The organism is Delftia sp. BGA-UO-ETr-SB1 (genome assembly GCF_059567865.1).
The window spans coordinates 702,160-716,522 of record NZ_JCAQOW010000006.1; the positions used below are offsets into that span (position 1 = coordinate 702,160).

7 protein-coding genes are annotated in these 14,363 nt (G+C 66.0%); 4 read left to right on the plus strand and 3 right to left on the minus strand.

All coding sequences use genetic code 11. From position 1 onward, the window contains the following. Positions 1–195: 195 nt before the first annotated feature. From AC57B5_RS22050 to uvrA, 3 genes are all read left to right on the plus strand, one after another. Positions 196–1,878, plus strand: coding sequence for an MFS transporter (locus AC57B5_RS22050; protein ID WP_013800409.1), 1,683 nt, complete (start codon positions 196–198; stop codon positions 1,876–1,878). Between the two features lie 396 nt (positions 1,879–2,274). Next, positions 2,275–3,258, plus strand: coding sequence for a porin (locus tag AC57B5_RS22055; protein ID WP_013800410.1), 984 nt, complete (start codon positions 2,275–2,277; stop codon positions 3,256–3,258). A gap of 435 nt (positions 3,259–3,693) precedes the next feature. After that, the gene (gene uvrA / locus AC57B5_RS22060) at positions 3,694–9,651 is read left to right on the plus strand and encodes an excinuclease ABC subunit UvrA (protein ID WP_496400318.1); all 5,958 of its coding nucleotides are present in this window, start codon (positions 3,694–3,696) and stop codon (positions 9,649–9,651) included. 3 nt (positions 9,652–9,654) lie between these two features. Here uvrA and AC57B5_RS22065 read toward each other — a convergent pair whose 3' ends face one another. Then, positions 9,655–10,833, minus strand: a complete 1,179-nt coding sequence (locus AC57B5_RS22065; RefSeq protein ID WP_043820249.1) for an MFS transporter — start codon at positions 10,831–10,833, stop codon at positions 9,655–9,657. Between the two features lie 129 nt (positions 10,834–10,962). On the opposite strand from AC57B5_RS22065, the gene AC57B5_RS22070 reads away from it, so the two are divergent. Continuing rightward, complete coding sequence (locus AC57B5_RS22070; protein ID WP_492806022.1) at positions 10,963–11,928, plus strand: LysR substrate-binding domain-containing protein; 966 nt, start codon at positions 10,963–10,965, stop codon at positions 11,926–11,928. A 22-nt stretch (positions 11,929–11,950) separates the two neighbouring features. Here AC57B5_RS22070 and AC57B5_RS22075 read toward each other — a convergent pair whose 3' ends face one another. Then, complete coding sequence (locus AC57B5_RS22075) at positions 11,951–12,811, minus strand: hypothetical protein (RefSeq protein ID WP_496400319.1); 861 nt, start codon at positions 12,809–12,811, stop codon at positions 11,951–11,953. A 179-nt stretch (positions 12,812–12,990) separates the two neighbouring features. Then, the gene (locus tag AC57B5_RS22080) at positions 12,991–14,319 is read right to left on the minus strand and encodes an MFS transporter (RefSeq protein WP_454707968.1); all 1,329 of its coding nucleotides are present in this window, start codon (positions 14,317–14,319) and stop codon (positions 12,991–12,993) included. Positions 14,320–14,363 lie beyond the last annotated feature (44 nt).

Sequence of the window (14,363 nt, forward strand, 5' to 3'; positions counted from 1 at the left end):
TTGGCAGGGTTTTTACGGTGCTTTTCACATGGAAAAAGACGGCATCAGGGTTGCTGCTGAGTTAGTAAGAAATCGTTCAGTTCGCCGTCAATTTCTGTAAGAGGTGAGTCAGATTCGCGTCAGCAGGCAGGCGGATAGTGAATCGGCGGGCCTATGGCAAGCCCGCTAAATATTCAATAAATCAAGGAGACAGACATGGCTATCAACGCATCGCAAGGCGCGGGGGTCAAGGCGACCCCGCGGCCCATGACTCCGGAAGAACGCAAGGTGATCTTTGCCTCGTCGCTAGGCACGGTTTTCGAGTGGTACGACTTCTATCTCTACGGATCGCTGGCGGCCATCATCGCCAAGCAATTCTTCAGCGGGCTCGATGCGGGATCGGCCTTCATCTTCGCGCTGCTGGCCTTCGCGGCCGGCTTCATCGTGCGGCCCTTCGGCGCACTGGTGTTCGGGCGGCTGGGCGACATGATCGGGCGCAAGTACACCTTCCTCGTGACCATCCTGATCATGGGCCTGTCGACCTTCATCGTCGGCATCCTGCCCACCTACGCCAGCATCGGCGTGGCGGCGCCGGTGATCCTCATCGGCCTGCGCATGCTGCAGGGCCTGGCCCTGGGCGGCGAGTACGGCGGTGCGGCCACCTACGTGGCCGAGCATGCGCCGCACGGCAAGCGCGGCGCCTACACCTCATGGATCCAGACCACCGCAACGCTGGGCCTGTTCCTGTCGCTGCTGGTGATCCTGGGCGTGCGCACCTCCATCGGCGAGCAGGCCTTTGCGGACTGGGGCTGGCGCATTCCCTTCCTGCTGTCCATCGTGCTGCTGGGCATCTCGGTGTGGATCCGCATGACGCTGTCCGAGTCGCCTGCCTTCCAGAAGATGAAGGCCGAGGGCAAGGTCTCCAAGTCCCCGCTGACCGAGTCCTTCGGCCAATGGCGCAACCTCAAGATCGTGATCCTGGCGCTGATCGGCCTGACCGCCGGCCAGGCCGTGGTCTGGTATACGGGGCAGTTCTATGCGCTGTTCTTCCTGACGCAGCAGCTCAAGGTCGATGCGGTGACGGCCAACCTGCTGATCGCGGCGGCGCTGATCATCGGCACGCCGTTCTTCGTGATCTTCGGTTCGCTGTCCGACAAGATAGGCCGCAAGCCCATCATCATGCTGGGCTGCGTGCTGGCCGTGGTGACCTACTTCCCCGTGTTCAAGGCGCTGACCGAAGCGGCCAACCCCGACCTGGCTGCGGCACAGGCCAAGAACAAGGTGGTCATCGTCGCCGATCCCAAGGAATGCTCGTTCCAGTTCAATCCCACGGGCACCTCCAAGTTCACCAGCTCCTGCGACGTGGCCAAGCAGTTGCTGGCCGCAGGCTCGGTCAGCTATGACTCCGAGGACGCAGCGCCCGGCAAGACGGCCTTCATCCGCATCGGCAGCACCGAGATCCCCTCGTTCTCCATCAAGGGCCTGAGCCCCGAGGAAGCCAAGGCCAAGGACGCCGAGTTCAAGAAGACCGTGGCCAAGGTGCTGGCCGAGGACGGCTACCCCACCAAGGCCGACCCCGCGAAGATGAACAAGGTCATGATGGTCGCCATCCTGACCTACCTGGTCATCCTCGTGACCATGGTCTACGGGCCCATCGCCGCCATGCTGGTGGAACTGTTCCCCACGCGCATCCGCTATACCTCGATGAGCCTGCCGTATCACATCGGCAATGGATGGTTCGGCGGCCTGCTGCCCACCATGTCCTTCGCCATCGTGGCCCAGACCGGCAATATGTACAGCGGCCTCTGGTACCCCATCGTCATTGCAGGCGCCACGGCCATCATCGGCACGCTGTTCCTGCGCGAGACCAAGGATGTGGATATCTACGCGAATGATTGAGGGCTCCCCCTGAGGCGCTGACGCGCCTTCCCCCTCTCTCGCTTCGCGGGAGGGGGACGACGCCATCGCCGCGAGGCGGCTCTTGCTCGGCGTCTCTGAGTTGGGCCGCGCCGGTTGCATGCGGTATGCGCAGTATCCGGCGGTGTTTTGCGGCTCTGCATTGATGAAAGCCCATGGCGGTTTGCCGTGGGCTTTTTCTTTGGGTGCTTCTAATGGTTTTCCATGTCATGCCTGTGGCAGCAAAGCATCAGATGGCGCATTTTCAGAGGCGGGCATACATTTTTTGACATGCCCGCACCTAGAATCCGCAGCAGCCGCAAATGGCACTGATCTAGAGCCGGAGTCGGCCCTGAGATTTCAAGAATACCCACTCAACAATCCCAAGGAGATGCCGAGATGATCAAGATGAACCGCGTTGCCCTGGCCGTGCTGGCCGTGCTGGGTTCCACCACCGTGATGGCGCAAAGCAGCGTGACGATTTATGGCCGTATCAACACGACCATCGAACGCGAAAAGATCGGTGACCAGACCGTCAACAAGATGGAGAACAACTCCTCGCGTTGGGGCATGCGCGGTGTCGAAGATCTGGGCGGCGGCCTGAAGGCCGGCTTCGTGCTGGAAAGCGGTTTCGCTTCCGACACCGGCATGGGTTCCTCCTCCACGGGCGCGCTGACCTTCGGCCGCCAGAGCGAAGTGAACCTGTCGGGCAGCTTCGGCAAGATCCGCATGGGCAACTTCTTCCCCGGTTCGTACTTCGCCACGGCCGACTACGTGAGCATGCACAACCATGACACGGGTACCTCGTCCGACGCGCTGTACTTCGATCCCGTCTGGTTCGCCAGCGGCCTGGGCACCGCCAACAAGATCTCCTACACCACCCCCAACATCGGTGGCCTGACGGTCGAAGGCTCGGTCTCCATGCACGAGAAGGCCACGCCCGCCCGCAAGAACGGCTATGACCTGGCCGTCAACTACGATGTGGGCCCTCTGGCCCTGGGCGCCGGCTACAGCCAGGTGGACGAAGACAAGCAGGCCGCCTTCCGCGCTGCCTACACCTTCGGCCAGTTCGTGGTCGGTGGCTACTACCAGCGCAACGACGAGCAGATCCGCGGCACGCGCAACAACTTCCGTCTGTCGGGCATGTACACCCTGGGCGCTTCCGAGTTCCACGTGAACCTGGGCCACGCCAACAAGTGGAGCAACATTGCCGACTCCGGTGCCAACCAGTGGACCCTGGGCTACAACTACAACCTGAGCAAGCGCACCAAGGTCTACGGCTACTACACCAAGGTGGACAACAAGGCCGGCGCCAACTACATGACCGGTGTGAAGGGCGCGGACTTCTCCTCCTTCGCCCTGGGCGTGCGTCACGCATTCTGATCGCCGCGCGGCGTAAGCCGCGAGCAAAGCAGGTCTGTTCCAATCAGCACCTGCCTGCCATATCAGGCCTCGTACCGAAAGGTGCGGGGCCTTTTTGTCTGGGCTCGTCTTTTCAAAGCCTGATCAAGGAAAAAACCATGAGGATCATCGCGGCCGGTTGCCTGGCCTTTGTCGTCGTCTCGCTGCTGGCCGTCACCCAGGTGAAGGGTGTGCCGGGTGAGCAGGCCATGCCTGCCTCCGTGCAGATGGCCAAGTAAGCCCTCGGCAAGAGGCACGAGCCCCGGACTGGTTCCGGGGTTTTTTAATGGTCGCGCGGATGCGTCGAGGCGGTGTCTTTTTGTTTAACCTGTATGAAAATACAGGTATTGAGAAGCGTCTGATGCCTGACGCATGGACTGCCTAGAATGTTTGGCTCCCACTGACCACAGAACACCCATGACGCACGGTCTGATTCGAATTCGCGGCGCACGCCAGCACAATCTCCAGAACCTGGATCTCGACATCCGTACCGGCGAGCTGACCGTGGTCACGGGGCCCAGCGGCTCGGGCAAGTCCAGCCTGGTGTTCGATACCCTGTATGCCGAAGGCCAGCGCCGCTATGTCGAGACCTTCTCGGCCTATGCGCGCCAGTTCCTGGACCGCATGGACAAGCCGGCCGTGGACCGTGTGGAAGGGGTGCCGCCGGCCATCGCCATCGACCAGACCAACCCCGTCCGCAACTCGCGCTCCACCGTGGGCACGATGACCGAGCTCAACGATCACCTGAAGCTGCTGTTCGCGCGCGCAGCCCAGCTGTTCGACCGCGACACCGCCGTGCCCGTGCGCCACGACACGCCCGACAGCGTGCTGGAGGAGCTGGCCGAGCGTTGCCGGCAGGCCGGTGATCCGCGCATCGCCATCACCTTCCCCGTCGAGCTGCCCGCCAACACCACGGCCGCCGAGGTGGAGCAATGGCTGTCGGCCAGCGGCTTCACCAAGGTCCAGGCCGAGCGCGAGGCCGAGAAGGCCGGCGCCGTGGAGCCTGCCGCTGACGCCAAGGGCAAGAAGGCCAAGGCGGCGGCGCCGCTCAAGGTCAAGATGCTGGACGTGGTGGCCGACCGCTTCCGCCTGGGCAATGTGGAGCGGGCCCGTGTCTACGAGGCCATCGAGGTCGCGCTCAAGCGCGGCAGCGGCCACATGACGGTCTATGTGCTGCCTGAATCCGCCGTGGAAGCCGCAGGTGCCCAGCCCACCGAGCCCCAGCTGTGGAAGTTCTCGCTGGGCCTGCATTGCCCCGAAAGCGGCCTGAGCTACCAGGAGCCGATTCCTTCGCTGTTCTCCTTCAACTCCGCCGTGGGTGCCTGCGAGGCCTGCCGTGGCTTTGGCCGCGTGATCGGCGTGGACTGGGGGCTGGTCATTCCCAACGACAAGCTCACCCTGCGCACGGGCGCCATCAAGCCCGTGCAGACACCGGCCTGGAAGGAGATCCAGGATGACCTGATGCGCCACGCCGAGGCCGAAGGCATTCCGCGCGACACGGCCTGGGCCAAGCTCACCGATGCGCAGAAAAGCTGGGTGCTGGACGGCTCGCCCAACTGGAATGGCAAGTGGACCCAGACCTGGTACGGCATCAAGCGCTTCTTCGAATACCTGGAGAGCAAGGCCTACAAGATGCACATCCGGGTGCTGCTGTCCAAGTACCGCAGCTATACCGAATGCCCCACCTGCGGCGGCGCGCGCCTGAAGACCGAAAGCCTGCTGTGGCGCCTGGGCGGCAAGCAGGCTGCCGATGCCGTGCTGCCGCCCGGCGACGAAGGCCGCTACCGCCGCTTCATGCCGAAGGGCGTGGCCTGGAGCCGCGAGCAGCTGGACGCGCTGCCGGGCCTGTGCCTGCACGACCTGATGCAGCTGCCCCTGGTGCGGCTGCGCGACTTCTTTCAGCAGCTGGCGCCGGCTGCCGACGCCCCATTGCATGACGGCGAGGCCCAGGCCCTCAAGATGCTGCACGCCGAAATCATGGCGCGCGTGCAGTACCTGTGCGACGTGGGCATCGGCTACCTCACGCTGGACCGCCAGAGCCGCACGCTGTCGGGCGGCGAGGTGCAGCGCATCAATCTGACCACGGCCCTGGGCACCTCGCTGGTCAACACCCTGTTCGTGCTCGACGAGCCCAGCATCGGCCTGCACCCGCGCGACATGGAACGCATCACCGAGGCCATGCAGCGCCTGCGCGATGCGGGCAACACCCTGGTCGTGGTCGAGCATGACCCGGCCGTGATGTTCGCCGCCGACCGCATGATCGACATGGGCCCCGGCCCCGGCGCGCGCGGCGGCCAGATCGTGTTCGACGGCACGCCCGAGGACCTGCGCCATGCCGACACGCTGACCGGCGCCTACCTGGGCGGCCGCAAGCAGGTGGGCTTCGGCCTCAAGCGCATGGTGACCGAGTCCACGCCACGCCTCATCCTCGAAGGCGCGCGCGAGCACAACCTGCGCAGCATCGACGTGGACTTTCCGCTGCAGCGCCTGGTCACCATCACCGGCGTCAGCGGCTCGGGCAAGTCCACGCTGATCCAGGACGTGCTGGTGCCCGCGCTGATGCGCCACTTCGGCAAGCCCACGGATGCGGCCGGCGCCTTCGAGCGCCTGCTGGGCGCCGACCACCTGAGCGACGTGATGTTCGTGGACCAGTCGCCCATCGGCAAGACGGCGCGCTCCAACCCGGCCAGCTACGTGGGTGCATGGGACTCCATTCGCGAGCTGTTCGCCATTGCGCCGCTGTCGCGCCAGCGCGGCTACACGGCCGCCAAGTTCAGCTTCAACAGCGGCGACGGCCGCTGCCCCACCTGCGGCGGCTCGGGCTTCGAGCATGTGGAGATGCAGTTCCTCTCCGATGTCTACCTGCGCTGCCCCGACTGCAACGGCACGCGCTACCGCCCCGAGATCCTGGAAGTCACGATCGAGCGCCACGCGGCCGGCGAGCTGCAGCCGCGCAAGCTCAACGTGGCCGATGTGCTGGAACTCACCGTGGCCGAGGCGGCCCTGCTGTTCGCGCAGGACCGCGAGGTCATCCGCGCCCTGCAGCCCATCGTCGACGTGGGCCTGGAATACGTGAAGCTGGGCCAGCCCGTGCCCACGCTGTCGGGCGGCGAGGCCCAGCGCCTCAAGCTCGCGGGCTTCCTGGCCGAGGCGGCCAAGTCCCAGGCCAAGTCGAAGCAGGCGCTGGCCAAGAAGGGCACATTGTTCCTGTTCGACGAGCCCACCACGGGCCTGCACTTCGACGACATCGCCAAGCTCATGCGCGCGCTGCGCAAGCTGCTGGAGACCGGGCACTCGCTGATCGTCATCGAGCACAACCTCGACGTGATCCGTGCCAGCGACTGGCTGATCGACCTCGGCCCCGAAGGCGGCGACGGCGGCGGCGCCATCGTGGCCCAGGGCACGCCCGAGGAAGTGCGCCAGATTCCCGGCTCGCACACGGCCCAGGCGCTGCGCGAGTACGACCTGGCCATGGGCGTGGGCGGCGAGGCGGTGCGCGAGGTCGCTCCCATGCTCTACAAGAGCCAGCGCAAGGCGCATGCCATGTCGGGCGCCGCGGCCAGGAATGCCATCGAGATCGTCAACGCCAAGGAGCACAACCTCAAGCAGCTGTCGGTGGAGATCCCGCGCGGCAAGTTCAACGTGGTGACGGGCGTCTCGGGCTCGGGCAAGTCCACGCTGGCCTTCGACATCCTGTTCAACGAAGGCCAGCGCCGCTACCTGGAGTCGCTCAACGCCTATGCGCGCTCCATCGTCCAGCCTGCGGGCCGGCCCGAGGTGGACGCGGTCTACGGCATTCCGCCCACCGTGGCCATCGAGCAGCGCCTGTCGCGCGGCGGGCGCAAGTCCACCGTGGGCACGACCACCGAGGTCTGGCACTTCCTGCGCCTGCTCTACGTCAAGCTGGGCACGCAGCACTGCATCCACGACGGCGCCGCCGTGCAGCCGCAGACGGCGGAAAGCATCGCGGCCCAATTGCTCACGCAGTTCAGGGGCCAGACCATCGGCCTGCTGGCGCCGCTGGTGGTCAACCGCAAGGGCGTCTACACCGAGCTGGCCGACTGGGCGCGCCCGCGCGGCTACACCCATCTGCGCGTGGACGGCGAATTCCTGCCCACCACGGGATTCCCGCGCATCGACCGCTTCAAGGAGCACACCATCGAACTGCCCGTGGCCAGCGTCACCGTCACGGCGGCCAACGAGCGCGAACTGCGCGGCCACCTGGCGCAGGCGCTGGAAACAGGCAAGGGCGTGCTGCATGTGCTGTCCGGCCTGGACAACCTGGCCGATGCCATGGCCGGCGGCCGGAGCACGGCCGGCATCGGCAGCCTGCAGGTGTTCTCCACCCAGCGCGCCTGCCCGGTCTGCGCCACCAGCTATGCCGAGCTGGACCCGCGCCTGTTTTCCTACAACAGCAAGCACGGCTGGTGCCCCGACTGCGTGGGCACGGGCGTCAAGCTCACCAAGGACCAGCGCAAGGTCTATGACGACACCCTGCTGGTCGAGGACAACCGGGGCCGGGAGGTCAAGTTCGAAGGCCAGGAAATCGAGGACCTGGCCGAAGTGACCTGCCCCACCTGCCAGGGCACACGCCTGAACGCCACGGCGCGCGCCGTGCGCTTCCATGGCGTGGGCATTGCCGAGATCGCCCAGCTGTCGGTCAACGACGTGCGCCAATGGGTGCAGGCGCTGGCCCTGTCCGGACGCGAGTCCGACATTGCCCGCGACCTCATCCCCGAGATCCAGAGCCGCCTCGAATTCCTCGAGGAAGTGGGCCTGGGCTACCTGACGCTGGACCGTGGCGCGCCCACGCTGTCGGGCGGCGAGGCCCAGCGCATCCGCCTGGCCGCGCAACTGGGCAGCAACCTGCAGGGCGTGTGCTATGTGCTGGACGAACCCACCATCGGCCTGCATGCACGCGACAACCAGATCCTGCTCAACGCCCTGCACAAGCTGGGCGACAAGGGCAACACCCTGGTCGTGGTCGAGCATGACGAAGACACCATCCGCCGCGCCGACCACATCATCGACATCGGTCCCAGCGCCGGCATTCGCGGCGGCCGCCTCGTGGCCCAGGGCACGGCGGCCGACATCATGGCGGCCGAGGACTCCATCACGGGCCGCTACCTGCTGCATGCCATGCGCCACCCGTTCCAGCCGCGCCGCTGGGTGGGCGAAGGCCAGCCGCCGCAGGCGGCCGCCGAGCTTGCCGCCGTGGCCGAACCGGTGCCGGAACCCGCGCCTGTCAAGGTATCCAAATCCAAAAAGAAGGCCGCGCCTGTCGTTGTCGACGCCGAACCCGCCTCCGACGCACTGGGCTGGCTGACCGTGCGCGGCGCCCACTTGCACAACCTGCAGAACGTGGATGCGCGCGTGCCGCTCAAGCGCCTGGTGGCCGTCACGGGCGTCAGCGGTTCGGGCAAGTCCACGCTGGCGCGCGACGTGATGCTGGCCAATGTGGCCGCCTGGGTGGGCCAGCGCGCCACCAAGGCCGGGCGCGATGCCATGGACGCCGGCAAGGCGCCGCCGCTGTCCGGCTGCAAGGGCCTGCAGGGCTTCGAGGGCATTGACCGCGTGCTCGAGGTCGACCAGACCCCCATCGGCAAGACCCCGCGCAGCTGCCCGGCCACCTACATCGGCTTCTGGGACACCATCCGTAAGCTCTACGCCGAAACGCTGGAGGCCAAGGCGCGCGGCTACGCGGCCGGCCGCTTCTCGTTCAACACCGGCGAAGGCCGCTGCCCGGCCTGCGAGGGCCAGGGCATGCGCACCATCGAGATGAGCTTCCTGCCCGACGTGAAGGTGCCCTGCGAGGTCTGCCACGGCGCGCGCTTCAACCCCGAGACCCTGGCCGTCTCCTGGCGCGGCAAGAGCATTGGCGACGTGCTGCAGATGGAGGTGGACGAGGCCGTCGAGTTCTTCGCCAGCATGCCCAGCATCGCCCACCCGCTGCAACTGCTCAAGGACGTGGGCCTGGGCTATCTCACGCTGGGCCAGCCCTCGCCCACGCTGTCGGGCGGCGAAGCCCAGCGCATCAAGCTCGTCACCGAGCTGACCAAGGTGCGCGACGACGTGACCCGGCGCGGCAACAAGGCGCCGCACACGCTCTATGTGCTGGACGAACCCACGGTGGGCCTGCACATGGCCGATGTGGACAAGCTCATCCGCGTGCTGCACCGCCTGGTGGATGCGGGCCACAGCGTGGTCGTCATCGAGCATGACCTGGACGTGATCGCCGAGGCCGACTGGATCATCGACCTCGGCCCCGAAGGCGGCAAGGACGGCGGCCGCATCATTGCGGCCGGCACGCCCGAGGATCTGGTGGCTGCGGGCACGCACACGGGCAAGGCGCTCAAGCCCGTGCTGGCCCGTTGAGCCTCAGGCGCAGGCCACGCCTGCGCTGCGTGCGGAGCCTGCGGACAGGCGGCTGCTCCAGAAGACCAGCACCAGGCCCACGGCCGTCAGCGCGGCGGCGGCCCAGCCCAGGTTGACCAGGCCCAGGCCACCGGCCAGGGCCAGGCCGCCGACCCAGGCACCCAGGGCATTGCCCAGGTTGAAGGCCGCAATGTTCAGGCTGGAGACCAGGTTGGCGCCCTGGGGGCCGGCCTGGTCCAGCACGCGCATCTGCATGGGGGCCACCGTGGCGAAGGCCACGATGCCCAGCACGATCACATAGGCCATGGCCACGGCCTGGTTCCCGAAGGCCCAGCGGCCTGCCGCCAGCACCACCATCAGCGCCGCAATGCTCCACACCAGGGCGCGCATCACGCCCCGGTCGGCCAGCTTGCCGCCCAGCAGATTGCCTGCGGCCAGGCCCGCGCCGAACAGCAGCAGGGTCAGTGCCACCAGGCTGTCGCCCATGCGGGTCACCTGGGTCAGCAGCGGCTCCACATAGGTGTAGAGCGCAAACACGCCCGCAAAGCCGAAGGCCGTGATGCCCAGGCCCAGCCAGACCTGGCCGTTGGCCAGCACGGCAAGCTCCTGCGCCAGCGGCGTGACCTCGGGGCGGCCCTGGTCGCGCGGCACGAAGGCGGCCAGGATGGCAAAGGCCAGAACGCCGATCGCGGCCACGGCCAGGAAGGCGCTGCGCCAGCCGAACATCTGGCCGATCCAGGCGCCGGCAGGCACGCCCAGCAGGGTGGCCAGGGTCAGGCCCGAGAACATCAGCGCAATCGCCGACGCCTTCTTGTCCACCGGCACCAGGCCCGTGGCCACCACGGCGCCCACGCCGAAGAAGGTGCCGTGGGTCAGCGAGGTCAGCACGCGCGCCGACATCAGCCATTCATAGCTGGGCGCGAACGCGGCGGCCAGGTTGCCGGCGATGAAGATCAGCATCAGCGCCAGCAGCAGGCGCTTGCGCGGCCATTGGCGCGTCAGCAGCGTGAGCACGGGCGCGCCCACGGCCACGCCGATGGCGTAGCCCGAAATCAGCGAGCCCGCCGTGGGAATGCTGATGTGAAGATCCTGGCTGACCTGTGTCAGCAGGCCCATGATGATGAATTCCGTGGTGCCGATGCCAAAGGCACCGGCCGCCAGGGCGAGTAGGGAAAGAGGCATGGACGGATTCCTTGTGATCCTTGGTGTGATGTCCATTAATGTCGCACTGCAACATACCTTTGTGTAGATGGAATAATGGAAACGGATCTGTTCCTGTGTGGAATAGATGACCTCTTTTCAGGAGACGCCATGCCCGCACTTGCCCCACTCACGGCCACCGACACAGGCAACGCCGAGGCCAACCGCTTTGCCGAGCTGGAAATGCTGATCCTGGTGGCCGAGCGCGGCAGCCTCTCGGCCGCTGCACGCCACCTGGGCATCTCGCCCTCGGCCGTCAGCAAGAGCATGTCGCGGCTGGAGGCGCGCCTGGGCGTGCAACTGCTGCAGCGCAGCACGCGGCGGCTGCACCTCACGCCCGAAGGCTGCCAGCTGTTCGAGCGCGGCAAGCGCGTGCTGGCCGACCTGGAGGAACTGGAGGCCTGCGTGGCCGTGCGCAGCGAACCACGCGGCCTGGTGCGCATCAACACCAGCTCATCGACCGGAAAAATGCTGCTCGTGCCCCTGGTGCCGCAATTGCTGCAGCGCCATCCCGGGCTGAGCCTGGAACTGAGCTTTACGGACCAGATCGTGGACCTGGTCGAGGCCGGCACGGACATCGCCGTGCGCTGGGGTCAGCTTCCGCCCTCGGACATGGTGGCGCGGCTGCTGGGCCACACGCGGCAGGTCATCCTGGCCTCACCGCAGTACCTGGCCCGCATGGGCAGACCCCTGCATCCAGACGAGCTGGGCCACCATGTGCGCCTGGGCTGGAGCTACCAGCGCGCCATACCGCACTGGCCATTTCTGGTGGACGGCCAGCGCGTGGCCGTCGATATCGGGGAGGTGGTGCGCGTCAACGACGGCGACGTGATGCGCGAGCTGGCGCTGCACGGCACGGGCCTGGCCCGCCTGTCGCTGTACCACGCCTGGGCCGACGTGCTCGCCGGCCGGCTGGTGCCCGTGCTGGAGGAATTCAACACGGGCGACCTGGAACCCATCCACGCCGTCTACCTGGGCAAGCCCGACCGCCTGCCCCCGCGCACGCGTGCCGTGCTCGACTTTCTGCAGGCGCATGTGGACCTGCGGCATGCTGAGCAGCTGCCGGCACTGCCCTGAGGGGTAGCCGGCAGCGGGGGCGTCACTCCTGCTCGGCTGGCAGAGGTGCTGCGTTGAAGGACAGGTTCTCGATGATGTCGTGCAGCACGGTGGGCGTCGGGTCCACGGGCGCATCGGCCGCGTAGACGATGCCGGTGCCCACACCCTGTGGGTCGAGCAGGCGCTTGACCACCAGCACCTGTTCAGGCCGGGTTCCATTGGTGCGGGAATTGCCTTCGCCCTCGTTCACGCTGTAGACGAAGTAGTAGGAACGCAGCAACTGGCCGGAGCTGGTGATCTTCACGCACAGCACGCCGCCCGCCAGATTGCCCCGGACCTGGTGTTCGCAGCCAAACAGCCGGTCCGTCGTTTCCATCAGGCCATTGCCGTTTGCGGTGGCAGGCGTTTGCAGCTGCATATTCACGACGTCGGAGAAAACGCCTTCGCCACCGAACGAAGTCAGCGCCCAGATGCCCCGCAGGCTGGATGCCACGGCGGGATAACCGAAGTTGAAACGTGAAATCGCCACTTCAGGCTCGCCGGGCAGCGTGATGAATCCCGAAACGCCGCTGGTGAAGCGCATGCTGACCTGGCCCATATTGCGGTCTTCGGAGCCCGACAGCGGGCCGCTGCCCAGATAGCGGCCGCCCTTGTAGCGCATCAGCGGCGCTGAAAAGCGGTTGTTGGTCAACGCGCCCGACGTCATGTAGAAGCTCGGCTGCCCGCTGGGCTCGTAGGCATACATCTGCATGACCAGGGTGCCGTTTTGCGCATCAAGGGCCAGACCGCGGCCGGGCTTGCCGTTGAGTTCGGAGGTCACGACCCAGGTGCCATTGCTGGGCATGAACGCGTGTGCCAGGCCGCAGCCCAGCAAGATGGCTGCTGCCAATGTTTTCTTGAACATGGTCCCTCTCTGTCTGATTAAGAAAATGCATGGGCATTCTAGCCATCGTCTTTACAAAGAGAAACAGTGCGATGGTTTGAGTGGTTTTTGCTGGAGTCCCTGAAATGGGTTCGTACGCCGGCAATGTGTTTTCCGGCGTGCGTATTCAACTTTCTTGAAAGCGCCCGAATTCCATCCATTCACAGGCCTGCCCTGGCATTGCCCACGGGCCGAAAGGCGCGGGCACCCTGTCCATCCCGACCGATCGCCCAGGCACACCAGGCCGATACCGCTCCCGCAAACACCACATAAAGGCACACCAGCCATGGGCTGCCACCGGCTGTCTTGACCAGCGCCGTCGCAATGATGGGCGTGATGCCGGACGCGAAAATGCCCGAGAACTGGTAGACGAAGGAAATGCCGGTGTAGCGCACCTTGGCGTCGAACAGGTCGCAGAAGAGGGCGGCTTCGGGACCGTAGACCGCCGCGTAGAGAATGCCGAAGGGCACGACGATGGCGATCCATATCAGCAGCACATTGCCGCCGCTGTGGGCCATGAGCCAGAAGGCCGGGAAGGCAGAGACCGCGGTGATCAGCGATCCCCACAGATACACGCGGCTGCGGCCCATGCGGTCGGACAGGCGGCCGAACAGCGGAATCGTGAAGCACATCACCACGGCGGCGATCATCACGCCGATCAATGCGTCGGTGCGGCTGATCTGCAGGGTGGAGGTCAGGTAGCTGATCGAGAACACGCCGAAGACGTTGAAGAAAACGCCGTCGATATAGCGTGCGCCCATGCCCTTGAGCACATTGCCCGGATAGCGCCGCATCATGTCCATGAAGGGAATCGCGGTCTCGGCATTGCGTGCCTTGACGGCCGCGAATTCGGGCGTCTCCTTCACATGCAGGCGGATGTACATGCCCACGGCCACCATGAGTCCCGAGATCAGGAACGCGACGCGCCAGCCCCAGGCCATGAATTGCTCTTCGGTACACAGCCAGGACAGCAGGGCCACCACGCCCGAGGCCATGAACAGGCCGATGGCCAGGCCCACCTGGGGCAGGGAGGCATAGAAGCCCCGCTTTTCCTTGGGCGCGTATTCGTAGGCCATGAGCACGGCACCGCCCCATTCGCCGCCCAGGCCTATGCCCTGGGCCACGCGCAACAGCAGCAGCAGGATGGGCGCGGCCACGCCGATCTGCGCATGCGTGGGCAGCAGGCCGATCAGGAAGGTGGACACGCCCATGATCATCAGCGTGACCACCAGGATGCTCTTGCGTCCCACGCGGTCGCCGAAGTGCCCGAAGATCACCCCGCCCAGCGGCCGTGTGACGAAGCCCACGGCAAAGGTGGTGTAGGCCAGCAGGGTGGAGATCAGCGGATCGTCGCTGGGAAAGTACAGCTTGCTGAACACGATGCCGGCGACCACGCCGTACAGGAAGAAGTCATACCACTCGATGGTTGCGCCGATGAGCGCGGAGGTCACCACCTTGCGGATGACCCTGGGATCGGTTGCCGTCGTCATGCTGTCTCCTGGTTGTCTGTCGCATTGCCGGGATGCAGGAACGG